The sequence below is a fragment of the Brevundimonas sp. S1H14 genome (genome assembly GCF_047716865.1).
In the GTDB taxonomy this organism is placed as follows: Bacteria; Pseudomonadota; Alphaproteobacteria; order Caulobacterales; family Caulobacteraceae; genus Brevundimonas; species Brevundimonas naejangsanensis.
On sequence record NZ_CP136679.1, the window covers coordinates 594,048 to 619,126 of the forward strand.

The window sequence follows — 25,079 nt, forward strand, 5'->3', positions numbered from 1 at the left end:
GGGCGCGGTTTTGGGCGACAAGGGCGAGGAAATGACCGTCTCCCCCCTCGACGCCGCAAATGAGACCACCCGTCGGATCACCACCTTGTCGGTGGCGACGGCGGTTCTGCTGATCATCATGAAGGCCTTCGCCCTGGGAGCGTCCGGCTCGGTCTCCATCCTGGCCAGTCTGGCGGATTCGACGCTGGACCTGATCGCGTCGCTGGCGACCTTCTTCGCCGTGCGTTGGGCGGCCCTGCCGCCGGACGACGCGCACCGCTATGGCCACGGCAAGGCGGAGGGGCTGGCCTCTCTGGTGCAGGCGGGCATGGTGCTGGCGTCCAGCGTCTTCATCGGCTGGGAGGCTGTGCAGCGCATCTTCGATCCGCGCCCCGTCACCTCGGGCGGCTGGGCGATCGGCGTGGTCGTCCTGTCCATCGCCATAACGTCCGCCCTGGTGTGGATGCAGACGCAGGCGGTGAAGAAGACCGGCTCCCTGGCGGTGGCGGGCGATCGCGCCCATTACGCCGCCGACCTGGCCTCCAACGTCGTGGTGCTGATCGGCGTGGTCTCCGGCTCCCTGCTCAAGGCGCCTGGACTGGACGCGGCGGCGGGTCTGGTGGTCGCGGTCTGGCTGGCCTGGGGGGCGCTGAATCTGTTGAGGGGCGCAGCCGATCACCTGCTGGACCGCGCCGCTTCGGACGAGGACCGCGCCGCCATCGTCGCGGCGGTGACCGAGGACGCCCGCATCGCCAACGTCCACCAACTGCGCACCCGCATGACCGGCCAGGCGCTGATGGTGCAGATGCATGTCGATCTGGACCCTGATCTCAGCCTGAAGGCCGCGCACGGCATCACCCTGGACGCGGAGAAACGGGTGCTGAAGGCGTTTCCTCACGCCGACATCATGATCCACGCCGATCCGCGCGGCGCCGCCGAACCGCACGGCGGCCCCTTGGCTTCGGCGCGGCCGACGGGACCGGAGCCGGTCAAGGCTGAACCCAACGGCCCCCAACCGGATCAGTGCGACGCCCCGGACGCGCCCTCGAAGCGGGTCGGCCCCTGGTCCTGAGGCCCTGCGGCAATCGCGCGCGGTAAACGGAGCCTTAACGGGCGCGGGCGCATTGAAGGCGGACGATGTCCACGCCCGCCGTCCTGTATCATTTCGCCTTTCATCCGGCTTCGCGCACGGCGCGGCTGGCGCTGGGCGAGGCCAAGGTCGAGTACGCCGAGGAGCCGGTCCGGCCGTGGGAGGGCGACTGCCCGCTGTTCGAGCTGAATCCCTCGGGCATGCCGCCGGTCCTGAGCGTGACCGAGAAGGGCAGGGGCCTGACCCTGTGCGAACAGGACGCCATCCTCGGCTGGCTGGAAGACCGCGCCAAGGGCGATTTCCTGCTGCCGTCCGACATGGCCGAGCGGGCCGAGGCGCGCCGTCTGGCGACCTGGTTCAGCCGCCGTTTCACCGATGAGGTCGACGCCGTCCTGCTGCATGAGCGGATGGAGAAGCCGTTGCTGCGCATGGGGCCGCCCGACGCCCGGATGCTGCGCGAGGGCCGCGAATTCCTGAAGGGCCACCTGACGGTTCTGGAGCCGCTGGCGGCCGGCCGCGAATGGCTGGCGGGTCGCCGTCTCAGTCAGGCCGACCTGATCGCGGCGGGCCATCTGTCGGTGCTGGACTATTTCGGCGAGATCGCCTGGGCGTCCTGGCCCTCGCTGAAGCTGTGGTACTCCAAGCTGAAGTCGCGCCCCTGTTTCCGCCCCCTGCTGGGTGACCGCTTCCCCGGCGTCCACCCCGCGCCCTGGTACGCCGACCTCGACTTCTGAGGGCCGGGAGGGCTAAAGCGCCCTCATGGCGGCCGATCCCCGCATCTTCATCCGACAGCGCGCCGCCGAACTGGGCTTCGGCGTGTGCCGCTTCGCCTCGGCCAGCGAGCCGTGGAGCGCGGGCGAGCGGTTGGCCTATTTCGTCGATGCCGGCCGCCACGGCGACATGGGCTGGATGGAGACGACGCTGGAGCGCCGCGCCCACCCCACCGCCATGTGGGACGGCGCTCGGACCGCCATCGTCCTGGGCATGAACTACGGCCCCGACGAAGATCCTCGGCCTGAGCTGGAGGAGGCGTCGGCGGGCTATATCTCCGTCTATGCGCGCGGCGACGACTATCATGAGGTGATCAAGGGGCGGCTGAAGATCCTGGCCGGTCAGATCGCTGCGCGGCTCAAGCAGGAGGTCAAGGTCTTCGTCGACACAGCCCCCCTGATGGAGAAGCCGCTGGCCCAGCGCGCAGGCCTGGGCTGGCAGGGCAAGCACACCAACCTGCTCAGCCGCACCCACGGAAACTGGCTGTTTCTGGGCACGATCCTGACCGCCGCCGAAATCGAGCCGGACGAGGCCGAGATCGAGCACTGCGGCCGCTGCACCGCCTGTCTGGACGCCTGTCCGACCAAGGCTTTTCCGGCGCCGTTCCAGATCGACGCCCGACGCTGCCTCTCCTATCTGACCATCGAATATGCGGGCGCCTGGCCTCGCGAGTTCCGCATCGCCACGGGCAACCGCATCTATGGCTGCGACGACTGTCTGGCGGCCTGTCCGTGGAACAAGTTCGCCCAAACCGCATCGGAGGCCCGGCTTCAGGCGCGCGATGCGCTGAAGTCGCCGCCGCTGACAGACCTGCTGGCGCTGGACGACCCCGCGTTCCGCGCCCTGTTCACCAAGAGCCCGGTCAAGCGCATCGGCCGCGACCGCTTCATCCGCAACGCCCTCTATGCGGCGGGCAATTCCGGGGACGCCGTGCTGATCGCGCCGGTCGAGGCCCTGCTGGACGATCCCGCCCCCGTGGTGCGCGGCGCGGCGATCTGGGCGCTGGCGCGTCTGTCGCCGGAACGGTTCGCGACCGAGCGCGCGGCGCGGCTGGCGCATGAAACAGACGAAGAGGTCAAACAGGAATGGTCCTTCTCCCCTTGAGGGAGAAGGATCACTCGACGTCAAACGCCAGCAACAGCGTCTTCTGCGCAGGGTTGGCGTTGTCGTCGGACAGGATGTAGAGGCGCACGTTTTCGCCCCTCGCCTCGGCGGCGACGCCCTCGAAATTGTCCGTCAGCCCCGGCAGCTTCAGCTCGATCAGCACCGGCCCCAGCGTCCCGTCCGCAGCCATGCGGCGCACGTGGGCGCGCACGTCGAAGGGGGGCCGCCACGACCGCTGGACCGTGAACCAGCCGTCTCCGCCCGGATCGCGATCCAGTCCCGTCAACCGCCAGCTATCGGCGGGCGGGCTCGGCCGGGTCACGACGCGACAGCCTTGCGTCGAGCAGTCCCACACTCCGCCGTCTTCGCCCCCGACGCGCCAGCCGCCGGGCGCGGCCGCCAGCCCCTCCATGCCTTCGTTCAAGGGAAAGTTCGCTGCCGGGTGCAGCTGCGCTAGCGGTCGGGCGCGCAGGGCGTCCAGAGGGCCGTAGCTCCAGATGCGGTGTTCGCGTTCGAAGCTGACCAGCACCTCGCCGTCGTCGGTCAGGGCCAGCCCTTCGGCGTCGCCCATGCGCTTTTCGGCGATCGGTTCGCCGTCGGTCAGCGTCAGGCGCCGCACTCGCAGGTCATGCAGCCCGGCCAACTTGCCGTCTGCATCTAGCTCCAGCCGCCCGCGCACCAGGTCGCCGGTGTCGGACACGGCGACGAAACCGCCGTCGCCCGTCAGCTTCAGGTCCGACAGGCCGTGCAGGGTGGAGGCGGGCGCTGCGATCAACTGCACCCCGCCCGCATAGCGCACGCCCTTGGCCAGCCTGGCGCCGCCCGGCCAACCCAGACCGACCTGCCGGGTCGAACCGCCTGCGGGCGACCAGCCGTCGGCTGTAGCCCCGGGCGTCCAGGGATGGGAGGTCGCCGCCGCCCCGGCGCAGGCGGCCAGGGCGAGAGAGATCAGGGCGGCGACATGGAGGCGCCGGTTCACGCCGCGCGCTTGTGCGAGGGCCGCCCCGTCCTGGCGCTGACGGTCTTGGGTTCGGCCTCGAACAGTTCGGCCAGCTTCTCGGTCATGGCGCCCGCCAACTGCTCCACATCGACGATGGTCAGGGCCCGGCGATACCAGCGGGTCACGTCGTGGCCGATGCCGATGGCCAGCAGTTCGACCGGGCTGCGCGTTTCGATCTTCTCGATCACCTGGCGCAGATGCTTGTCCAGATAGAGGGCCGCATTGGCTGACTGGGTGGAGTCATCGACCGGCGAACCGTCCGAGATGACCATCATGATCTGCCGCGCCTCGGGACGGGCCAGCAGGCGGTCGTGCGCCCATTCCAGCGCCTCGCCGTCGATGTTCTCCTTCAGCAGGCCCTCGCGCATCATCAGGCCCAGGTTCTTCTTTGACCGGCGCCAGGGCGCGTCGGCGCTCTTGTAGATGATGTGGCGCAGGTCGTTCAGGCGGCCGGGGTTGGCGGGCTTGCCCGCGCTGATCCAGGCCTCGCGGCTCTGTCCGCCCTTCCAGGCGCGGGTGGTGAAGCCCAGGATCTCGACCTTGACCCCGCACCGTTCCAGCGTCCGCGCCAGGATGTCGGCGCAGACCGCCGCCACCATGATCGGCCGCCCGCGCATCGAACCCGAGTTGTCCAGCACCAGGGTCACGACCGTATCGCGGAACGGGCTTTCGCTCTCCATCTTGAACGACAGGGGGCTGGTCGGGTCGGTGATCACGCGGGTCAGGCGCGCCGTGTCCAGCATCCCTTCCTCAAGGTCGAACATCCAGCTGCGGTTCTGCTGGGCCAGCAGACGCCGTTGCAGCTTGTTGGCCAGGCGCGAGACCACGCTGCCCAGGGTCGACAACTGGGCGTCCAGCAGGGCGCGCAGCCGGTCCAGCTCCATCGGGTCGCACAGTTCGGCCGCGTCGATGACCTCGTCGAATGCGGTGGTGAAGGCGTGATAGACCTCGACCGCGCGGCCGTCGTCCTGGGTCTGCTGATGGTTGGGGCGCTCGCCCTCGCTCAGTTCAGGGGCGTCTTCCTGTCCTTCGCCGTCCGGTTCGCCCGGCGTGCCGTCGGGGCGGGCCTGACGATCATCGTCGGCGGACTGATCGTCGGCCGAGCCGTCCAGCGACTCGCCGCCGTCGCCGCCGTCCTGTTCTTCCTGTTCGTCCGGTTCAGCCTGGTCTTGATCCGGCTTTTCGGCGTCGTCCTCGCCGTCTTCCTCCGAATCGCCGCCATCGGCGTCGCCGGGGTCCAGGTCCAGCGCGCGCAGAAGGTCTTTCAGCCGCGCGCCGAAGGCCGCCTGATCGTCGCCCGACGCCGCCAGGGCGTCCAGTTCGGCGCCCGCCTTGGCCTCCAGCTCGGCGCGGACCCGGTCCAGCATGGTCCGGGCGCCGTCGGGCGCGGGCTCGCCCGTCATCCGCTCGCGCAGCAGAAGGGCGGCGGCCTCAGCCACCGGCACCTGCTCCGCCTCGGCGCGCAGGGCGCCCGACTTCTCCAGCCGGGTCAGCAGCGCCGAGTCCAGATTGCGCCGCACGCCCCTCAGTTCGCGCGCGCCGACGGCCTCGACGCGGGCCTGTTCGACGGCGTCGAACACCTCTGCGGCGTTGATGTCGTTCGGGCGCAGCCGCGCGTCCAGGGCTGCGTCATGATTGGCCAGGCGCAGGGCCAGCCGGTCGGCCTGACCGCGCAGGGCCGCGCTTTCGGGCCCGCGCGGATCGCGCGGCGGGTGCGGCAGGGTCAGGACCCCGCCCGTCAGCCTCGGTCCGTCCGAACCGAAGCGCACCTCCAGCTCGGCCTGTTCGGCCAGCGCCCGCGCCGCGTGCGACAGGGCGCGTTTAAAGGTCTCTACGGGGGTCTCTGCGGCGGCCATGCGCCACACATAGACCATGCCGCGCCGGGGGGAAGAGGGCGAGACGTCCTAGGACGATGATTGCCGCCTAGAAAGGCTCAGGGACGGATGGCGCGTTTGGGCAAGCGTTTCGCGTTCGCCAGTCGACAGACGTCTTGTCGTATGTTGGAGCCCGTCATTTGGCCGCGATAGCAATCTTCGCGGACTTCATCTCCAGGACGCGGCGCCGAGCGATCGCGCACCCAGCCGCCCACGGGCATGGCGGCTGCTGATTGGGCGTGAACAGGCGTGGTGGTCGACGTCGACAGGATCAGACTGAAAAGAAGCGGCGTGAACATGAGGAACACCTTTTGTCTGCGTTAAGCATCAGCCCACAGGGCGACCGCCAGGAGAGCGCGGCACCGGAAGTTCGCCCCAGCGCGAGCCCTGCATTTCGCGTATCACGTCAGACGACATCTGTTCGCGCTGGCTACTGTTCAAAGGCACCTTGCGGCAGACGCGTTGCTGGATGGTGCTGCCCATGGCCCGCTCCCAGCCGCAGACCGTACGGGTGGGGACGTTGGCCACCGTCGGCGATCGCGCGGAAATGGCCCGCGTGGGGGAATTGGACGTGATGGGCTGGCGGCGTTCCGCTGTGGCCGTGTCGTCGTTCTGCATCGGAGCGCCGCTAACAATCAGTAGGGCGATGGTCGAAATCAGCATGGCGAAGCCTCCATGGGCACATTCGACGGCTACTATGAGGGCAGTCTTAAAATCTTACAACGTCGTTCTTTCAACGGCTCCGCTTAGACCTGACGGGGTTTAACCCGCACCCGCATGACGCCTCCGGGGCCGACCTCGACATCGAACCGACCGGCGGCGCGGATCAGTTCGGACAACTTGGTGTGACCATAGGTGCGCTGGTCGAAATCGGGATAGGCGTTGCGCAGCCGACTGCCGATGCCGCCCATCGCCACCCAGCCGTCGCCGTCTTCGTCCATATCGGCGATGGCCTTGGCGATCAGACGCCCGGCTTCGGACGGTTTGCGGCGAGCGGGGGCGGGGGGCGTCGCCGCGGCCTCGTCATTGGTCTCGGGCGACGGGACCGTCAGGTTCTCGGTATAGATGAAGCGGGTGCAGGCCTGACGGAAGCTCTCGGGCGTCTTCTGCTCGCCGAAGCCGTAGACCGGGACGCCCTGCTCGCGGATGCGCGCCGCCAACCGGGTGAAGTCGCTGTCCGACGACACCAGGCAGAAGCCGTCAAACCGTCCCGAATGCAGCAGGTCCATCGCGTCGATGACCAGGGCGATGTCGCCCGAGTTCTTGCCCTTGGTGTTCTGGAAATTCTGCTGCCACTGGATCGCCCAGCGCGGCAGGACGTCGATCCAGCCGCGTAGCGCCGGACTGGCCGCGTCGCCATAGATGCGCCGCGCCGAAGCCTCGCCCAGCGTAGCGATTTCGGTGAACAGGGCCTCGGCGATGCGGGCCGAGGCGTTCTCGCCGTCGATCAGCACGGCCAGGCGCGGGGCGCGGGCGGAAGGGATCAGGGCGTCGGTCGGCATGAAGGCTCCGGCTGAAGGCAGCAGACGACGGGAAGGCTCGCCTCCACGGCCTTTCGGGTCAACCGCAAAGCAAAACGGCCGGCGGGTCGCCCCGCCGGCCGTCTCGTTACGTCTGGATGAAGCGGCTTACTGGGCTGGCTTACTGGGCAGGCTTCGGCGCCTCGGCGGCGCGCACCTCGACCGGCAGGCCCAGGGCGTCCAGCTGCGGTTTGACCACCGAGGCGTCGCCGACCACCACCCAGACGAAGCTGTCGGGCTTGATCGCGGCGCGGGCGGCGGCGTCCATCTGCTCGGCCGTCAGGGCGTTGATGCGGCCCGCCAGCGTCTCCTGATAGTTGTCCGGGCGGCCGTACAGGGCGTTCGAGCGCAGGGCGCCCAACACCTGGAACGACGTCTCATAGCTGCCCGACAGACCGCGCGTGTCGCCCAGAACGGTGCGCTCGCGCTCAGCCGCCGTCACGCCGTCAGCGCCCAGGAAACGCTCGTACTGACCGATCAGGGCGGCGATGGACTCGCCGGTGCGGTTGGCCTGCACCGGGGCGTTGACGATGTAGGGCGAGCGGTGCTGCAGGGTGCTGACGTTGCCGCGCACCCCGTAGGACCAGCCCTTGGTCTCGCGCAGATCGGCGTTGATGCGCGACAGGAAGTCGGCGCCCAGGACCGTATTGGCCGTGGTCAGGGTCAGCAGATCGTCCGTGCCCGACACCGGCAGCACCTGACCGCCATAGATCAGCGACTGCGGCGACTGCGGACGGTCGATCAGGACGATGCGGGCCGAGGTCTGGGGCAGGGCGGCGTCGAAGGCCTTGGTTCCCTTGGCCGTCGACGGCGCGCGCCAGTCGCCGAATGCGGCTTCCAGCTGCGGCTTCAGCTCGGCCAGCGGCAGGTCGGACACCACGAACAGTTTGGCGTTGTCGGGACGGATCCAGCGGGCGTGTTCGGCCATCAGGTCGTCGCGCGACAGGCTGCGGATCACCGCCTCGTCGCCCGTACCGCTGAAGGAGCGGCCATAGGGGTGGTTCTCGCCATAGATCAGCGGCGGCAGGGCGCGGCCGGCTATGGCGCCCGGCTGGGTCTTCTCATTGGCCAGGCCCGCCAGACGAGTGGCGCGCAGGCGCTCGATCTCGGCCGGGGCGAAGGCGGGGTTACGCACCACGTCCGACAGCAGGGCCAGCGACGGCTGCAGATTGGTCGTCACAGCCGACAGATTGGCCACCGTACGGTCCATCGAGGAGCCGACGGAGACGCTGGCGCCCAGACGTTCCTGCGCCTCGGCCAGGGCCTTGGAATCGCGCGTCGTCGTGCCTTCCTGCATGACGTTCAGCATCAGGGTGTGGGCGCCCAGACGGTCGGCGCGGTCGGCGGCGACCCCGGCGTCGAACTCCAGCGCCACGCGCGTCACCGGCACGGTGGTCGAGCGGGCGTAGACGATCTCGACGCCGTTCGACAGGGCGGCGCGCTCCACCGCCGGGAAGACAACGTTGGACACCTGGCCGATGGCGGGGGCGGCGTCGCGGGCGACGCGCTGGATCGGCTCGGCCGGCGTCGGGGTCGCGCCCGACGGCGCGGCGGCGGCTTCGGCATAGGCCTCACGCTCGCCCGGCATGACGATCTGGCTGTAGACGGGGCGGCTCAGCCATTTGCTCATGGCCGCCTGGACCTGGGCCGGGGTCACCGCCGCATAGGCCGCCAGCTCCTTTTTGTAGAAGTCGGGATCGTTCGAATACAGCTGCCCCTCGGCCAGGACCGAGGCCTTGCCGTTGGCCATTTCCAGCCCCTGGATGCGCTGCGAGGCGTAGCGCGTGACCACCCGGTCGATCTCGTCCTGGGTCGGGCCGTTGGCGATCAGGTCGGCCAGCACCTCGTCCATGCGCTTGGCCACGGCGTCGGCGTCGGCCCCCGGCTTGACCATGGCGGAATAGCTGAACATGCCGACGCGCTGGAACACCTGATTACCGGCCGACACGCCCGAGGCCGTCTGCTCGTCGCGCACCAGGACGTTGTCCAGACGCGAGCTGGCCAGGCCGCCCAGCACCGAGGCGCCGACGCTCAGCGGCACGGAGTCCGGATCGCCCAGGCCCGGCACGGCCCAGGTGCGGCTGATGCGGGTCTGGGCCACGCGGTCGTGCAGCACCTGTTCGACCGGCGCCGCCAGCGTCGGCACGGGGGCCGCCGCCGGGGTGTTGACCGGGCCGCGTGCGATGGAGCCGAAATATTTCTCGGTCAGCTCGCGGGCCTTGGCTTCATTGATGTCGCCTGACAGGACCAGGACGGCGTTGTTCGGGCCGTAGTTCTGGCGGAACCAGTCGCGCACCGTCTCCATGCTGGCGGCGTCCAAATCGTCCATCGAGCCGATGGTCGAGTGGCGATAGGGGTGCCCCTCGGGGAACAGGGCTTCCAGCGTGGCGTAATAGGTCATGCCGTAGGGCTGGTTGTCGCCCTGGCGCTTTTCGTTCTGGACGACGCCGCGCTGCAGATCCAGCACCTCCTGGCTGACCTGACCCAGCAGATAGCCCATGCGGTCGGATTCCAGATAAAGCGTGTACTCCAGCGCCGGGGTCGGCACCGTCTGGAAATAGTTGGTGCGGTCGAACCAGGTCGTGCCGTTCAGGCCCGTGGCGCCCGCTGCGTTCATCGTCTGGATGTGGCTGGAAGGCGAGTTCTCCGACCCGCCGAACATCAGGTGCTCGAACAGGTGGGCGAAGCCGGTCGACCCCTTGGGCTCGTCCTTGGAGCCGACGTTGTACCAGACCGACACCGCCACCACGGGCGCCTTGCGGTCCTCGTGCACCAGAACGGTCAGGCCGTTCTCCAGCTGAAAGCGCTGCCACGGAATATCGACGCGGGCGATCAGCTCAGACACCGGCGCGCCGCGCAGAGGCTGGGCCTGAGATGGGGCCTGAGTTGCAGCGGCGGCAGTCGCGACGGCGGTCGCGACGGGCGCGGCCAGAACGGGCGTGCTCACGGCCAGAAGGGCGGCGAGGGCTACGGAAGAGGCGGCAAGGCGCATGGTGGTCAGTCCCCAACGGATCATGTTGGGACGGACCTTAGCCGCGTAAATGCGTCCCGCAACGCGGCACATGGTTACATGAACGATTGTTCATGTTCGGCGCCCAGGCCCGCGCGGCGTCCGATCGGCCGAAAACAGCCGCTTCGCCTCAGGCGCGCTTGCTGGGCAGGAAGGGCGAGAAGGTGATGACGGTGAAGGTGTCGCGGATGTGCGGGCGCGTCTGCACCTGCTTGGTCACGAAGGTGCCGATGTCGGCGTCCTTCGGCAGCTGGAACTTGGCCAGAAGGTCGTGCTGGCCCGATGTCGAATAGACCTCGCTCACATTCTCGACATTATCGACCAGATCGGCCGCAACATCGTTGGCGTAGCCCAACTCGCATTTGATGAAGACGAAAATGGCGGTCATCATGGCCTTCAAGCCTCCCGTTCAAGCGGAGGTCTCTAGCGGATGGAGACGACATGGGTAAGGCTTTGTCGCCCGAGGCGACGCAAGTAGAACGGGCTGCGGCCTATGAGGCGGCCTATAACAATCGCGCCCGCGTGCCGGGCCACCCCGCCATTCTGGATCGCTGGCGCAAGGATTCGCTGCGGGTGATCGACGCCCGACGGCCTGAAACCCTCGAATACGGCCCGTCCGAGCGCCAGAAGATGGAGTGGTTCGACGCCGGCCCCGGCGCCCCGGTCGCCGTCTTCATGCACGGCGGCTATTGGCAGGCGCTGGACCGGGGCTGGTTCGCCTGGGTCGCGCCCGCCCTGCTGGAGCATGGGATCAGCGTCGCCGTGCCGGGCTATGATCTGGCGCCGGGCGTCACGGTCGGCAAGATCATCAGCCAGATGCGCGAGGCGACAGAGTTCGTCCGCGCCCGCAGCGGCAAGCGGCCTTTAGTGTTCGGCCATTCGGTCGGCGGCCACATGGCGGCGGGCATGCTGTCGGAAGGCCGGGCGCGGGCGGCGCTGGCGATCTCGGGCGTGTTCGATCTGGAGCCGCTGATCCACACCACGCTGAACGAGGCGCTGAAGCTGGACGCGCCGGTCGCGCGCGCCCTGTCGCCGATCCACTGGCCCGCGCCGAACGGGGCGACCCCGGGCGGCACGACGCTGGACTGCTGGGTCGGCGGGGCCGAGAGCAACGAATTCGTTCGCCAGAGCCGAGAGATGGCCGCCGCCTGGGGCGGCAAGGGCGCCGACACTCATGTCGAGATCGTTGACGGCGCCGACCACTTCACCGTTCTGGATCCTCTGGCCGATCCGAACAGCCCGATGGTCAAGCGTCTGGTGGAACTGGCGACCGCCGAATAGGCTTCGGCTCTCAGGCTGTAAGGAGTTTTCATGCGTCACGACCGCCTCGCCGTGCTGACCGCCATCGAGACGCAAGGGGTGGTGCCCGTCTTCTACCACCCCGACGCCGAGGTCTGCGCCGAAGTGATCCGGGCCTGCGCGCGCGGCGGCGCGCGGGCGGTGGAGTTCACCAATCGCGGCGACTTCGCCTGGGAGACGTTCACCGCCCTGTCGAAGGAGTTCGCGCGGACTGACCCGGATATCCTGCTGGGCGTCGGCTCGATCCTGGATGCGGCGACGGCGGCCCTCTATCTGGCCTCGGGCGCGCGGTTCGTGGTCAGTCCCTGTCTGGTTCCCGAGGTGGCGCAGGTCTGCAACCGCCGGATGGTGGCCTATTCGCCCGGCTGCGGCTCGGTGCGCGAGATCTCCGAGGCCCAAGGTCTGGGCTGCGAGATCGTCAAGCTGTTCCCCGGCGCCTCGGTCGGCGGGGCGGACTTCGTCAAGGCGGTGCTGGGGCCGATGCCGTGGACCAAGATCATGCCGACCGGCGGGGTCGACCCGGACGAAGCCTCCATCCGCGACTGGTTCGGCGCAGGCATCGTCGCGGCGGGCATGGGGGCCAAGCTGATCACCAAGGCCGCCATCGAGGCGAAGGACTGGGCGAGGATAGAGGCGCAGGTGCGCCGGACGGTCGAAGCGATTGCGGCGTTCAGGGAGAGGTAAAACGGTTCTCCCTCCCCTTCATGGGGAGGGTGGCTGAGCCTGAAAGGCGAAGCCGGGTGGGGGCGGCCGGGTCATTCAAGCGCCGAGGCCAGGATCGCCTGGCCCTCCCCACCCGGTCTCCGCTTCGCTCCGACCACCCTCCCCATGAAGGGGAGGGAGAAGGTCGCGCTCAAGCAGCGAGCCGCCGCGCGGCGAGCGATAGCGCCCAAAAAAAAGAGGCCCCGCCGTTTCCAGCGGGGCCTCTTCATTTTCAGACACGCGCGCCGATCAGGCGGCGGCTTCGTGCTTGGCGGCGAGTTTGGCCTGGTGAGCGGCCATGCCGGCGGCGATCAGCTCTGCGGCTTCGCCCGCGTCGCCCCAGCCGTTGACCTTGACCGACTTGCCCTTTTCCAGATCCTTGTAGCGGGTGAAGAAGTGCTCGATCTGCTCGATCAGGATGGCGGGCAGCTGACGATAGCTGGAGACCTCGGTGTAATAGGGGTTCAGCTTGTCGACCGGCACGGCCAGGATCTTTTCGTCGCCGCCGGCTTCATCGACCATCTTCAGCACGCCGATCGGGCGCGAGCGGATGACGCAGCCCGGCACCACCGGCGTCGGATTCAGCACGATCACGTCGCAGGGGTCGCCGTCATCCGACAGGGTGTGCGGCACGAAACCGTAGTTGCCCGGATAGTACATGGCGGTGTGCAGGAAGCGGTCGACGAACAGGGCGCCCGAGTCCTTGTCCATCTCATACTTCACCGGCAGGCCGCCCTGCGGGATCTCGATGATGACGTTGATGTCCCACGGCGCGTTGGGGCCGACCGGGATGGCGTCGATGTTCATGGTACGCTCTTGTTGCAGGTGCGAACGGGGAGAATTGACGCGCGTGATAAGCTTTGCGCGCCTTTACGGCAAGCGTCGCGGCGATCACGCTTGCCTTGCGCGGGCCGACGTGGCGTCAATCAGGCATGAGTCTGTTCGATTGGATCGCCCTGTTCGTCTTCGTCATCGCCTGGTTGGGCTATGGCCCGCTGATGCGTCTGACAGCGCGACGCAGCGGCTCGCTCAACGTGGACATGCTGTCGGTGCGCGACGCCTGGATGCGCGCCATGACCCACCGCGAGATGCGGCTGATCGACAGCCAGCTGCTGGGCCATTCGATCAACTCGGGCTCCTTCTTCGCCTCGACCAATCTGCTGCTGATCGCCGCAGTGGCGGGCGTGCTGTTCGGAGGGGAGGCGGCCCTGCGCGGTTTCGCCGCCGTCGGCGCCGAGGCCGTCACGCCGCGCCTGATGGAGGCCAAGCTAGCTCTGGTGCTGCTGTGCCTGGCGCGCGGCTTCCTCGACTTCATCTGGGCGCTGCGCCAGCTGAACTACACTGTCGCCCTGATCGGCGCGGCGCCGGAAATCCATGAAGAGGCCGACCGCGTCGCCTATGGCCGGGCCGTGGCGCGGGTGCTCAATCCCGCCCTGACCAACTTCAATCAGGGTGTGCGCGGCTATTATTTCGCCCTGGCCGCCGCCGCCTGGCTGTTCGGGCCGCTGTGGCTGCTGCTCGGCGCAGTGTCTGTGTTCGCCCTGCTGGCCTGGCGCCAACTGGCCTCCCCCGCCGCCGGCGCCATTCGCCAGGCCCGGCGCCTGCTGGAGCGGGGCTAAGGCCATCTCGCAGTTGCGAAGGCGGCCATGACGCCCGGCGCCCGGAGAACGGCCAAACTTCGTAACATCCCGTGATTGTATAAGGTTGAATCGGGCCTTGTTTTTTTGTGCGCTGCAAACTAACTTTGCTTTCGACGCTTTCGGGCGTCTTGCCCTTCCTGGGCGTTTCCTCCCTATAGACTTTCCAAAGCCGCGCCGTTTGGCGCGGCTCTTTTTTGTCCCGCGCCCAATCGTTAGGCGACTTGTCGTCAGGCGCGCCAGTCGGCGCACAACTCGGCGATCACCCGTCGCAGGGCCGAGCGGCAGCGGTTCCAGCCGGGGGAGGGGGCCCAGGCGGCCTCGTCCCAGTACAGGCCCCGGCTCAGTTCCACCTGAATGGCCTCAAAGCCCTCGTCCGGCCGTCCCCACCGCTGGGTCGCATAGCCGCCCGCATAGGGCCGGTTCAGCCCTACCGTCAGCCCCTGCGCTTCGAACAGCCGTCGCAGCCGCCGCGTCAAGGCCACGTCGCAACTGGTCCCATGCCGGTCGCCCAGCACTACGTCCACCGCGCCGCCTGTCGCCCGCGCAGGCATGGAGTGCCAGTCGACCAGCACCGCCCGCCCGACGCGCGATCGCGTCGCCTGCATCATCTGCGTCAGGGCCGCGTGATAGGGGGCATGGACCTGCGCCACCCGCGCCTCGGCCTCGCTCTTGGTCAGGCGTCGGTCGTACAGAGGCGTCCCGTCTCCCGCCAGACGCGCCACCACGCCGTATCCGGCCAGAGCCTTGGCGGTGGCGGGCGCCTCGTCCGCGTCGATGATCAGGGCCGGATCCCACTCGTCCGGCGCCCTGTTCAGATCCACATAGGCCCGGCCGAACCGCGCGGCGATCACGGCGGCGCCCTCCTTCGGCCCGCAGTCGATCAATTGATCCACGGCGGCGTCCTCTGCGCTGCGGACGGCGCGGACAGAGGCGGCGGTCTTCATGTCCTCCGGATAGACGTCCCCCGAATGCGGCGAGGCGAACACCAACGGCGTCGCGCGCCCGGCGTCGGCCGGAACGATCCAGAAGGGCGACTGAGGCGCATCCATGCTTCGCCCATAGCCTGCTTCGCGCGCAAAGGCGCGTCTGGCGAGGTCGCCCTTCCTCTTCATCGCCGGTTTACCCGGCCTGCCTAGGCTGTCGGCTGATTTCCAACGGTTTAGACTCGATCATGGCGCGCATTCTTCTGGCCGAAGACGACAACTCCCTTCGCGGCTTTCTGACCCGCGCGCTCGAGCGGGCCGACCATGAGGTCGTGGCCTGCGAGAACGGCGACGACGCCATCGACGCCCTGGACCAGGGCCCCTACGACCTGCTGCTGACCGACATCGTCATGCCGGGCGCCGACGGGATCGAGGTCGCCCGCGTCGCCGCCGCCCGTCAGCCTGGCCTGCGCATCATGTTCATCACCGGCTTCGCCGCCGTCGCCCTCAGCGCCGCTCAGGCCTCGCCCCAGGCCAAGGTCCTCTCCAAACCCGTCCACCTGCGCGACCTGGTGAACGAGGTCGAACGCATGATCGCGGCCTAAGCGAAAGAAAAGTCGGAGAAAGGCGCCGAACCCCCTTGCAGCCCCCGCAAACTGCGGGTTATAGACGCCGCCTTCCCGCCCACCGGCCCAACCGCCGAGGGGCCGCAGAACAGGCGGACGCGTAGCTCAGCGGGAGAGCACTACGTTGACATCGTAGGGGTCACAGGTTCAATCCCTGTCGCGTCCACCATTCTTTTCAAGCAGTTATCTGGGATGCGTGGCGCGAGGGCGGTTTCACTTGCGCCGGGTTTGCCTCTGTCGGCGTGTGACGAGCTGTTCGCCAGCTTCGAGCCTCTTGCTGTCCGGGGTCGCATTTTCTTCGGCAAATGGTCGTGGCGTCATCGATCTGTCCGGGATTTCTGCGCGGGCCCTTGGTTTACATTCGGCGTAGCTTGCCGCCCAATCCCCCATTGGCGACGCTTGTTTGCGCGCCTGGCTCTCGAGGGGAGCCGTGACGCTTATTGGGGGTTGATGATGAAGAAACTGCTTGTCGCCGCGGTGTCGGCGCTCGCTCTGGCCGGGCCGGTCATGGCTCAGGACGCGGCGCCGGCCGGGGCGCGTTCGGATGCGGCGCGTGAACGTGGCGAGGCGGCCATTCCGCCGCCCGTGATGTCCGAGACCCGCCACACCGGCGTCTTCGGCGGGCAGCGCATCGCCTACCGCGCCATCGCCGGAGAGACCTATCTGAAGGACAAGGACGGCAAGCCGCTCGCGGCTATGGTCTCCTACAGCTACATCAAGGAAGGCCCGACCGATCCGAACCGTCCCGTGACCTTCCTGTGGAACGGCGGTCCTGGCTCGGGCTCGCTGTGGCTGCACATGGGCGCCTTCGGACCCAAGCGCGTGGTCGTGCCCTCCGACGCCAAGGATGACGGCGCCGCGCCGTTCCCGATCATCGACAACGTCGATTCCCTTCTGGACGTCACCGACATCGTCTTCATCGACCCGATCGGCACCGGCTTCAGCCGCGCCCTGGGCAAGACCGACCCCGCCGACTACTGGGGCGTGACCAAGGACGCCAAGTCCATCGCCGAGTTCATCCGCCTGTGGCTGAACGAGCATGGCCGCTGGAATGCGCCGAAATTCATCGGCGGCGAAAGCTATGGCACCACGCGTTCGGCGGCGGTGATCCATGAGCTGGAAGGCAGCTATACTGACGTTTCGATCAACGGCATCCTGCTGATCTCGTCGATCCTGGACTTCAGCCTGGCGGCCGATGCGCAGGGCAATGAATTGGGCTTCGTCACCAATCTGCCGTCGATGGCGGCGACGGCCTGGTATCACGACAAGGTGCCGAACAAGCCTGCCACGGTGGAAGAGTTCGTCGCCGAGGCCCGCGCCTGGGCCATCGGCCCCTACGCCACCGCCCTGCTGAAGGGCAATGATCTGACGGCGGAAGAGCGGGCGGCCATTCTGCCGCAGCTGTCGCGCTATACCGGCGTGTCCCAGACCTATCTGAGCAACGCCAACCTGCGCCTGTCGCCCAGCCGTTTCTACAAGGAGCTGCTGCGCGATCGCGGCCTGACCATCGGCCGTCTGGACACCCGCTACACCGGCGTCGACTATGACAATGCCGGCGACCGGCCGGACAATGACCCCAGCTTCTACGGCATCGACGGCGCCTATACCGCCGCCATGAACGCCTGGGCGCGCGAAGGTCTGAAGTATTCGCCCGACGTGGTCTATTCCTCGATCGGCGGCACGCGCGGCTGGGACTGGAACCTTCCTTCCGCCGGGCGCGGCGGGGCTGAGTATCTGAATGTGGCCCCCTATATCGGCCGCGCCCTGCGTGAGAACAGCGGCCTGCGCGTCTGGGTGGGGCAGGGGTACTACGACTTCGCCACCCCCTTCTTCGGCGCCGAATATTCGCTGAACCGTCCAGGCTTCCCGACCGACGGCCGCATCGAGTGGCACTACTACCACGCCGGCCACATGATGTACGTGCGTGAAGACGACCTGAAGAAGCTGTCCAGCGACATCCGCTCCTTCATCCGCGCGCGCTAAACAAGCGCCCGCCAAGGCTGAGACGCCGCCCGTTCCTCATGCAGGGACGGGCGGCGTTTTTCCGTCGCCCCTGAGCGGCGATGAAGGACGCCGGTCGTCCCTGAGGTCTGATCTTCGCCTCCTTGCGCGTCAGCGTCGTGGCGCAAAGCCGCGCGCCGTGCTACGCGCGCCGGACCATGACGACGCCCCCTATCGAACGCATCCGCAACTTCTCGGTGGTCGCCCACATCGACCACGGCAAGTCGACCCTGTCCGACCGCCTGATCCAGTTCACGGGCGGCCTGACCGCGCGCGAAATGTCCGAGCAGGTGCTCGACAACATGGACATCGAGAAGGAGCGCGGCATCACCATCAAGGCGCAGACCGTGCGCCTGAACTACAAGGCCAAGGACGGGCTCGACTACGTCCTGAACCTGATGGACACGCCGGGCCACGTCGACTTCGCCTATGAGGTGTCGCGCTCGCTGGCCGCCTGTGAAGGCTCGATCCTGGTGGTGGACGCCTCGCAGGGCGTCGAGGCGCAGACGCTGGCCAACGTCTATCAGGCCATCGACAACAACCACGAGATCGTCCCGGTCCTGAACAAGATCGACCTGCCCGCCGCCGAGCCGGAGCGGGTCAAGGCCCAGATCGAGGACGTCATCGGTCTGGACGCCTCGGACGCCATCGAATGCTCGGCCAAGTCGGGTCTGGGCATCGAGAATGTGCTGGAAGGCATCGTCGCGCGCCTGCCTGCGCCCAAGGGCGACATCAACGCCCCGCTGAAGGCCATGCTGGTCGACGCCTGGTACGACCCTTATCTGGGCGTGGTGCTGCTGGTGCGCGTCTTCGACGGCGTGCTGAAGGCGGGGATGCGCGTCAAGATGATGCAGACCGGCTCGACCCATCTGGTTGACCGCGTCGGCGTCTTCCTGCCCAAGAACACCCCGGTCGAGCAGCTTGGCCCCGGCGAGGTCGGCTTCATCACCGCCCAGATCAAGGAAGTCGCCCACGCCGCCGTCGGCGACACCATCACCGACGAGAAGAAGCCCACGGCTGAACCGCTGAAGGGCTTCAAGGAAGTCCAGTCGGTGGTCTTCTGCGGCCTGTTCCCGGTCGACGCCGCCGATTTCGAGGACCTGCGCGCCGCCATCGGCAAGCTGCGCCTGAACGACGCCAGCTTCACCTATGAGATGGAGAGCTCGGCCGCCCTTGGCTTCGGCTTCCGCTGCGGTTTCCTGGGACTGCTGCACCTGGAGATCATCCAGGAGCGCCTGAGCCGCGAGTTCAACCTCGACCTGATCGCGACGGCGCCTTCGGTCGTCTACAAGATCGGCCTGCGCGACGGGACCGAGATGGACCTGCACAATCCGGCCGACCTGCCGGACGTCATGCAGATCGAGACGATCAGCGAGCCGTGGATCAAGGCCACCATCCTGACCCCCGACGAATACCTCGGCGGGGTGATCAAGCTGTGTCAGGACCGTCGCGGCAGCCAGATCGAACTGTCCTACGTCGGCGCCCGCGCTCTGGTGGTCTATGAGCTGCCGCTGAACGAGGTGGTGTTCGACTTCTACGACCGGCTGAAGTCGATCTCGAAGGGCTACGCCTCGTTCGACTATGAGATCACCGACTACAAGGTCGGCGACCTGGTGAAGATGTCGATCCTGGTCAACGCCGAGCCAGTGGACGCCCTGTCGATGCTGGTCCACCGCGCCCGCGCCGAGACGCGCGGCCGCGGCATGGTCGAGAAGATGAAGGAGCTGATCCCTCCGCATATGTTCACCATCCCGATCCAGGCGGCCATCGGCGGCAAGATCATCGCCCGCGAGACGGTGCGCGCCCTGCGCAAGGACGTGACGTCCAAATGCTACGGCGGCGACGCCACCCGCAAGAAGAAGCTGCTGGAGAAGCAGAAGGCGGGCAAGAAGCGCATGCGTCAGTTCGGCAAGGTGGAGATCCCGCAGGAAGCCTTCATCGCCGCGCTCAAGATGGACGAGGACTGACGGCCGAGCCCGCCCGTCTTCATCCCTGTTCGCACACGGATGATGCCTGGGCGGGTTTGATCCAGGGCAAAGTCATCCCCCTCGGGGTGACGCTGCGATGCGGATCGCTTACATCTCTCGTCAAGGGAGAAACGATATGACGCGATCCAACGCGCCCGCCTATCAGACAGGCTTCGCCAACCACTTCGCCACCGAGGCGGTGGACGGCGCGCTGCCGGTCGGCCGCAACTCGCCGCAGCGCCCGGCGCTGGGCCTCTATGCCGAACAGCTGTCGGGCACGGCCTTCACCGCCCCGCGCGACCACAATCTGCGCAGCTGGCTGTATCGCCTGCGGCCCTCGGCCCAGCACGGGCCGTATAAGCCGTTTGAGCAGGGCCGGGTGCGGTCCGGCCCCTTCACCGAGACGCCGCCCAATCCCAACCGGATGCGTTGGGACCCGCTGCCCATGCCGGACCAGCCGACTGACTGGGTCGAGGGGCTGACCACCTATGGCGGCAATGGTTGCGCCGATTCCGGCACGGGGGTGGGCGTCCACCTCTATGTCGCCAACCGCTCGATGGTCGACCGCGTCTTCTATTCCGCCGACGGCGAACTGCTGATCGTGCCGCAGCAGGGGACGCAGCGCTTCGTCACCGAGATGGGCGTGATCGAGGCGGCGCCGGGCCACATCCTCGTCATCCCGCGCGGCGTCCGCTTCCGCGTCGAGGTTGACGGTGAGGCGCGCGGCTATGTCTGCGAGAACTACGGCGCGCCCTTCCGCCTGCCGGACCTCGGCCCTATCGGTTCGAACGGTCTGGCCAATCCGCGCGACTTCGAGACGCCCGTCGCCTGGTTCGAGGACGTGGATCGCCCGACGCAGTGCGTTCAGAAATACGGCGGCCAGCTGTGGGCCACCACCTTCGATCACAGTCCGCTGGACGTTGTGGCCTGGCACGGCAACTACGCCCCCTGCCGTTATGACACGGCGCGGTTCAACACCATCGGCACGGTCAGCTTCGACCACCCGGATCCGTCGATCTTCACCGTCCTGACTTCGCCCAGCGACACGCCCGGCACGGCCAACTGCGACTTCGTCATCTTCCCGCCGCGCTGGATGGTGGCCGAGGACACCTTCCGTCCGCCGTGGTTCCACAGGAACGTCATGAGCGAGTTCATGGGGCTGATCTTCGGCGAATACGACGCCAAGGCGGGCGGGTTCGCGCCCGGCGGCGCCTCGCTGCACAACCGCATGAGCGGCCACGGCCCTGATCAGGCCAGCTGGGACGGCGCAACCAGGGCGGACCTGAAGCCGCACAAGATCGAGAACACCCTGGCCTTCATGTTCGAGACGCGGATGGCGATCCGCACGACGCAATGGGCCGAACAGACGCCGTTGATGCAGCTGGACTACGACGACTGCTGGACCGGCTTCGAGAAGGGTAAGGTCGAATAGGCCATCAAAAAGGCCCCCGTCGCAGGCGCGGCGGGGGCCTTTTCTATAAGGGTATCGCCGACCTTAGTTGGGCTTGGCGGCGTCCTTGATGGCGTCGGCGCGCTCGCCGGCCGCCTGCTGGGCGTTGTCGGCTTGAGCCTTCATGGCGTCGGCTTGCTGTTCGGCCTCGGCCTTGACGGCGTCGGCCTGAGCCTGCGCCTGGGCGACGGTGGCGTCGGCCTGGGCGTTCAGTTGGTCAGCGGCGGCGTCGCCTTGAGCTTCGACCGCATCCGCGCGGCTGTCCGCAGCTTGCTCAGCCGGGGTTTGGTTGCAGGCAACGAGACCGGCGACGGCGAACAGGGCGGCGGCGGTGAGGGCGATCTTCTTCATGGAATTGCTATCTCCTGAACTCATGAACCCCATTAACGCCGTATTTCAAATTCGGTTCACGCGGCCGTGATCATTTTGCCGGACAGCGCCGACCCTGCGCGCGCAGCCCCCAGCAGGGCGGCGTGTTCGTGCAGGATCACCTTCGTCGGTATGGCGGCCATATAGCCCTCAAACCGCCCCTTGCGCTCGAACCGGCGCCGGAAGGGGCTGGCCTTGATGAAGGGCAGGATGCGCGGGACGATGCCCCCGGCGATATAGATCCCGCCGCGCGCGCCGGTGGTCAGGGCGATGTCGCCCGCCACGGCGCCCAGCATGGCGCAGAACCGGGCCAGGGTGGCGCCGCATGCACTGTTCGGATCGTCCAGCGCCTGAGCCGTGATCTGGGCGGGGTCGTCGATATGGGTCTCGCGGCCGTCAATCTCGGCCAGGGCGCGATGCAGGTTCAGCAGACCGGGGCCGCAGATCAGCCGCTCGATCGAGACCCGTTCATAGCGGCGTCGCAGGATGCGCAGCACCTCGTCCTCCACCGCGTCGCCGGGGGCGAAGCAGGCGTGCCCGCCTTCGCTGGCCAGCGCGGTCTCGCGCCCCTGGGCGTCGCGCGCCAGGGCCGATACGCCGAAGCCCGTGCCGGGCCCGACCACGGCGATGGCGGCGTGGGGATCGCCCTCGTCCGGCCCGCCGAGCGACGCCAGCTGATCCGGCGGCACGACCGGCGCGCCCCAGGCCTGGGCCTCGAAGTCGTTGATCAGCCGCACGGGATCGAGGCCCAGCGTCTGCAGCTCCTGCTCCGACACGCGCCAGGGCGAGTTGGTCATGTCGATGGCGCCGTGCGTGACCGGCCCGGCCACAGCGATCACTCCCCCGGCAGGCCGAACGGGGCATCCGTCCAGATAGGCGGCCACGCCCTCCAGAAAGGTCGGATAGGTGCGGGCGGGAAAGCTGTCGAAATGCTCCAGCACCGTGCGGCCCTCGACGGTGCGGGCCAGGGCGAAGCGGGCGTTGGTGCCGCCGACGTCGCCGACCAGAAGCGGGGCCGGAGTCATGTTTTCCTGCGTCATGCGTCCACCGCGCGATCGACCAGGTTCGGATCGGGCGGGCCGTCGTCGTGGCCGTCGGCGCCGATGGGGGCGGTGAAACAGACGCTGGCGCCGTCCTCGGCCGTGGACACCGCCTGGCGGAAGGCGCCGAACAGCTCGCGCCCATAACCCCAGGACGAGCCTTCGGCGTGTGCGCGCGACCGCACCGCCGCTGGACGCGCGCTCAGGTCTCCGACGCCCACCGTAGTCAGCACCCCGGCCTCGGGGTCCAGCCGGATCACGTCGCCGTCGCGCACATGGGCCAGCCGCCCGCCCGCCAGCGCCTCGGGGCTGACGTGGATGGCGGCGGGCGTCTTGCCGCTGGCGCCCGACATCCGGCCGTCGGTGACGAAGGCGACCCTGAAGCCCTTGTCCTGCAGCACGCCCAGCGCCGGCGACAGGCTGTGCAGTTCCGGCATCCCATTGGCGCGCGGCCCCTGAAAGCGCAGCACCACCACCACATCGCGGTTCAGCTTCCCGTCCTTGAAGGCCTGCAGCGCGTCCTCCTGCGTCTCGAACACGGCGGCGGGAGCCTCGACGATGCGGTTCTCAGGCTTGACCGCCGAGATCTTGATCACCGCCCGGCCGAGGTCGCCCTGCACCAGCCGCAGCCCCCCCTCGCGGTCGAACGGGTCCGAGGCGGGGCGCAGGATGGTCAGGTCCAGACTCTCCTTCACCGTATCGAGCCAGACCAGTTCGCCGTCCTCCAGCCGAGGCTCCTTGAAATAGGGCTCAAGGCCCTGGCCCATGATGGTCGTTACATCGGGGTGCAGATTGCCCGCCTCGACCAGTTCGCGGGTGACGAAGGCGACCCCGCCCGCTGCCTGAAAGGCGTTCACATCGGCCGAGCCGTTCGGATAGACCCGCGCCAGCAGCGGCGTGACCGAGGACAACTGGTCCATGTCGGTCCAGTCGATCAGCACGCCAGCCGCCCGCGCCATGGCGACCAGATGGATGGCGTGGTTGGTCGATCCGCCGGTGGCCAGCAGGGCCACGATCATGTTGACGATGGTCTTTTCCGACACGACGTCGGCCATGCGACCTTTGCCTTCGCGCGCCAGTTCGATCGCCCGTTGGGCCGCCGCCGCCGTCAGGGCGTCGCGCAGCCCCGTATCCGGGTGAACGAAGGCGGTGGACGGCATGTGCAGCCCGGCGATCTCCATCATCATCTGATTGGAGTTGGCCGTGCCGTAGAAGGTGCAGGTGCCGGGCGAGTGGTAGCTGGCGATCTCGCTCTTCAGCAGTTCGGCGCGATTGATCAACCCTTGCGCATATTCAGCGCGCACCCGGGCCTTCTCGGCATTGGGGATGCCGCTGGGCATCGGCCCGGCCGGGGCGAAGACGACGGGCAGATGGCCGAACGCCAGCGCGCCCATGAACAGGCCCGGCACGATCTTGTCGCACACGCCCAGCATCAGGGCCGCGTCGAAGGCGTCGTGGGTCAGGGCCACCCCCGTCGACATGGCGATGACGTCGCGACTGAACAGGCTCAGCTCCATGCCGGGGCGGCCTTGCGTGACGCCGTCGCACATGGCCGGGGTGCCGCCCGCCACCTGGGCCGTGGCGCCCGCCTCGCGCGCGGCCTGTCGGATGATCTCGGGGAAGCGCTCGAACGGATGGTGCGCCGACAGCATGTCGTTATAGGCGGTGACGACGCCGAGGTTCGGCTGGGCGCCGGTCATGGCCGTCAGCTTGTCGGCGACGGTCTGCCCGGCGAAGGCGTGGGCCCAGTTGGCGCAGGACAGCTTGGCCCGCCCCGGTCCCGAGGCGGAGCCCGCGTCCATGTGGCGCAGATAGTCGGCGCGGGTCTGTCGGCTGCGTACGACGATGCGGTCGGTGACCTCGGCCACCACAGGATTGAGCGCCATCACCCGGCCTCCGTCCACAACACTTCAAGGGGAGCGTTCGCCGCGATCAGGGCGGCGACAGGGCTGACGGCCGGATCGCCCGCCGCCTCACGCTCGAACACGGCGCGCTTGTTCGCGCCCGTCAGGGCCAGCACCACGCATCGAGCCCCCGTCAGCCACGGCAGGTTGAGCGTCAACCGCTCCTGCGGCGGCGCCGCGCCGTCGCGCCCGGCAGGCACGCCATAGACGGCGGGTTTCAGCCCCGGCGTCAGCAGGGTGGTCAGCGTCGGACTGCCGGGAAACATCGAACAGATATGCCCGTCCTCGCCCATGCCCAGCAGAACGGCGTCCAGGGCTCTCCCCTCGGCGGCCAGAGCCTGAGAGGCGAGGGCGGCCGCCCGATCCACCGTCACGGCGGGACTGTAGAGGGGAATGAACCGCGCAACGGCGGCTGGACCGGTCAGCAGGGCTCGTTTCAGCAGGGGTGCGTTCGAATCCGGCGAGGTCTCGGGCACATAGCGCTCGTCCACCAGCGTCGCCGTGACCCTGGTCCAGTCGAGATCGGCCTGCGCCAACCGGGCGTAGATGGGCGAGGGCGTCGATCCGCCCGACCCGGCGAACAGGGCGCGCCCGTCGGCGGCCAGCGCCTCCGCCAGCGCCGCGGCCAGCCGATCCGCGGCGGCCTCGGCCCATGCCTCGCGGGTGGGAAAGTTCTGGATCATGCCGACACGCTCCTTCTCCCCTCGGGGGAGAAGGTGGGCCGCAGCGCGGCTCGGATGAGGGGGACGCCAGATGCAGGCTCTACGTTGACGGTCGAGCGGGCGGACACAGCCCCCTCATCCGTCCTGC

23 protein-coding genes and 1 tRNA gene are annotated in these 25,079 nt (G+C 68.2%); 11 read left to right on the forward strand and 13 right to left on the reverse strand.

Annotated elements, in window-relative coordinates:
* Positions 1 to 31 precede the first annotated feature (31 nt).
* From RSD66_RS02860 to queG, 3 genes are all read left to right on the forward strand, one after another.
* Positions 32 to 1,051, forward strand: a complete 1,020-nt coding sequence (locus tag RSD66_RS02860) for a cation diffusion facilitator family transporter (RefSeq protein WP_415288917.1) — start codon at positions 32 to 34, stop codon at positions 1,049 to 1,051.
* Between the two features lie 65 nt (positions 1,052 to 1,116).
* Positions 1,117 to 1,803, forward strand: a complete 687-nt coding sequence (locus RSD66_RS02865; RefSeq protein ID WP_024353772.1) for a glutathione S-transferase family protein — start codon at positions 1,117 to 1,119, stop codon at positions 1,801 to 1,803.
* Positions 1,804 to 1,828: 25 nt separating this feature from the next.
* Positions 1,829 to 2,944 (forward strand): tRNA epoxyqueuosine(34) reductase QueG, encoded by a 1,116-nt coding sequence (queG, locus tag RSD66_RS02870; RefSeq protein WP_415288918.1) that lies wholly within the window; start codon positions 1,829 to 1,831, stop codon positions 2,942 to 2,944.
* A 10-nt stretch (positions 2,945 to 2,954) separates the two neighbouring features.
* Here the strand turns inward: queG and RSD66_RS02875 are convergent, their stop codons facing one another.
* The 7 genes from RSD66_RS02875 to RSD66_RS02905 all read right to left on the reverse strand — a co-directional run bounded on the left by RSD66_RS02875 (position 2,955) and on the right by RSD66_RS02905 (position 10,739).
* Positions 2,955 to 3,923 carry an esterase-like activity of phytase family protein gene (locus RSD66_RS02875; protein ID WP_415288919.1) on the reverse strand — a complete coding sequence of 323 codons (969 nt, stop codon included), beginning with the start codon at positions 3,921 to 3,923 and terminating at the stop codon, positions 2,955 to 2,957.
* Positions 3,920 to 5,800: a cobaltochelatase subunit CobT gene (gene cobT / locus RSD66_RS02880; protein ID WP_024353769.1), complete on the reverse strand. Its 1,881-nt coding sequence runs from the start codon at positions 5,798 to 5,800 to the stop codon at positions 3,920 to 3,922. The genes RSD66_RS02875 and cobT overlap by 4 nt, the downstream gene beginning before the upstream one ends.
* 77 nt (positions 5,801 to 5,877) lie before the next feature.
* A complete protein-coding gene (locus RSD66_RS02885; RefSeq protein WP_415288920.1) occupies positions 5,878 to 6,117 on the reverse strand; it encodes a hypothetical protein in 240 nt (79 codons plus the stop codon).
* Between the two features lie 28 nt (positions 6,118 to 6,145).
* Complete coding sequence (locus tag RSD66_RS02890; protein WP_024353768.1) at positions 6,146 to 6,481, reverse strand: hypothetical protein; 336 nt, start codon at positions 6,479 to 6,481, stop codon at positions 6,146 to 6,148.
* 83 nt (positions 6,482 to 6,564) lie between these two features.
* Positions 6,565 to 7,320, reverse strand: a complete 756-nt coding sequence (locus RSD66_RS02895) for an NYN domain-containing protein (RefSeq protein WP_415288921.1) — start codon at positions 7,318 to 7,320, stop codon at positions 6,565 to 6,567.
* A 139-nt stretch (positions 7,321 to 7,459) separates the two neighbouring features.
* Positions 7,460 to 10,354 carry a M16 family metallopeptidase gene (locus RSD66_RS02900; protein ID WP_415288922.1) on the reverse strand — a complete coding sequence of 965 codons (2,895 nt, stop codon included), beginning with the start codon at positions 10,352 to 10,354 and terminating at the stop codon, positions 7,460 to 7,462.
* 124 nt (positions 10,355 to 10,478) lie between these two features.
* On the reverse strand, positions 10,479 to 10,739 hold the full coding sequence (locus tag RSD66_RS02905) for an Lrp/AsnC ligand binding domain-containing protein (RefSeq protein WP_024353765.1): 261 nt from the start codon (positions 10,737 to 10,739) through the stop codon (positions 10,479 to 10,481).
* Positions 10,740 to 10,789: 50 nt separating this feature from the next.
* Here RSD66_RS02905 and RSD66_RS02910 point away from each other — a divergent pair, with 50 nt between their 5' ends.
* Together RSD66_RS02910 and RSD66_RS02915 are read left to right on the forward strand one after the other, a co-directional pair.
* On the forward strand, positions 10,790 to 11,629 hold the full coding sequence (locus tag RSD66_RS02910) for an alpha/beta hydrolase (RefSeq protein WP_415288923.1): 840 nt from the start codon (positions 10,790 to 10,792) through the stop codon (positions 11,627 to 11,629).
* A 30-nt stretch (positions 11,630 to 11,659) separates the two neighbouring features.
* A complete protein-coding gene (locus RSD66_RS02915; RefSeq protein WP_415288924.1) occupies positions 11,660 to 12,331 on the forward strand; it encodes a bifunctional 4-hydroxy-2-oxoglutarate aldolase/2-dehydro-3-deoxy-phosphogluconate aldolase in 672 nt (223 codons plus the stop codon).
* A gap of 267 nt (positions 12,332 to 12,598) precedes the next feature.
* Here RSD66_RS02915 and ppa read toward each other — a convergent pair whose 3' ends face one another.
* Positions 12,599 to 13,156 (reverse strand): inorganic diphosphatase, encoded by a 558-nt coding sequence (gene ppa / locus RSD66_RS02920; RefSeq protein WP_024353762.1) that lies wholly within the window; start codon positions 13,154 to 13,156, stop codon positions 12,599 to 12,601.
* Between the two features lie 125 nt (positions 13,157 to 13,281).
* On the opposite strand from ppa, the gene RSD66_RS02925 reads away from it, so the two are divergent.
* Positions 13,282 to 13,968 carry a DUF599 domain-containing protein gene (locus tag RSD66_RS02925; protein WP_119412767.1) on the forward strand — a complete coding sequence of 229 codons (687 nt, stop codon included), beginning with the start codon at positions 13,282 to 13,284 and terminating at the stop codon, positions 13,966 to 13,968.
* 248 nt (positions 13,969 to 14,216) lie between these two features.
* On the opposite strand, the gene RSD66_RS02930 is transcribed toward RSD66_RS02925, so the two are convergent.
* A complete protein-coding gene (locus tag RSD66_RS02930) occupies positions 14,217 to 15,038 on the reverse strand; it encodes an N-formylglutamate amidohydrolase (protein ID WP_415288925.1) in 822 nt (273 codons plus the stop codon).
* 122 nt (positions 15,039 to 15,160) lie between these two features.
* On the opposite strand from RSD66_RS02930, the gene cpdR reads away from it, so the two are divergent.
* From cpdR to hmgA, 5 genes are all read left to right on the forward strand, one after another.
* Entirely contained in the window at positions 15,161 to 15,517 is a 357-nt protein-coding gene (cpdR, locus tag RSD66_RS02935; RefSeq protein ID WP_003166166.1) for a cell cycle two-component system response regulator CpdR, read from the forward strand.
* Between the two features lie 115 nt (positions 15,518 to 15,632).
* Positions 15,633 to 15,707: transfer RNA gene (locus RSD66_RS02940), tRNA-Val, on the forward strand.
* Positions 15,708 to 15,991: 284 nt separating this feature from the next.
* Entirely contained in the window at positions 15,992 to 17,521 is a 1,530-nt protein-coding gene (locus RSD66_RS02945) for a S10 family peptidase (RefSeq protein ID WP_024353759.1), read from the forward strand.
* Positions 17,522 to 17,697: 176 nt separating this feature from the next.
* Positions 17,698 to 19,506, forward strand: coding sequence for a translation elongation factor 4 (gene lepA, locus RSD66_RS02950; protein ID WP_119412768.1), 1,809 nt, complete (start codon positions 17,698 to 17,700; stop codon positions 19,504 to 19,506).
* 136 nt (positions 19,507 to 19,642) lie between these two features.
* Positions 19,643 to 20,938 (forward strand): homogentisate 1,2-dioxygenase, encoded by a 1,296-nt coding sequence (hmgA, locus tag RSD66_RS02955; protein WP_415288926.1) that lies wholly within the window; start codon positions 19,643 to 19,645, stop codon positions 20,936 to 20,938.
* 63 nt (positions 20,939 to 21,001) lie between these two features.
* Here the strand turns inward: hmgA and RSD66_RS02960 are convergent, their stop codons facing one another.
* Genes RSD66_RS02960 through pgl form a run of 4 tightly spaced genes read right to left on the reverse strand, consistent with a single transcriptional unit; the run spans position 21,002 to position 24,952 of the window.
* Positions 21,002 to 21,307 (reverse strand): hypothetical protein, encoded by a 306-nt coding sequence (locus tag RSD66_RS02960; protein ID WP_024353756.1) that lies wholly within the window; start codon positions 21,305 to 21,307, stop codon positions 21,002 to 21,004.
* Positions 21,308 to 21,363: 56 nt separating this feature from the next.
* Complete coding sequence (glk, locus tag RSD66_RS02965) at positions 21,364 to 22,350, reverse strand: glucokinase (protein ID WP_415288927.1); 987 nt, start codon at positions 22,348 to 22,350, stop codon at positions 21,364 to 21,366.
* A gap of 11 nt (positions 22,351 to 22,361) precedes the next feature.
* Entirely contained in the window at positions 22,362 to 24,251 is a 1,890-nt protein-coding gene (edd, locus tag RSD66_RS02970; protein WP_415288928.1) for a phosphogluconate dehydratase, read from the reverse strand.
* Positions 24,251 to 24,952, reverse strand: coding sequence for a 6-phosphogluconolactonase (gene pgl, locus RSD66_RS02975; RefSeq protein ID WP_415288929.1), 702 nt, complete (start codon positions 24,950 to 24,952; stop codon positions 24,251 to 24,253). The genes edd and pgl overlap by 1 nt, the downstream gene beginning before the upstream one ends.
* Positions 24,953 to 25,079 lie beyond the last annotated feature (127 nt).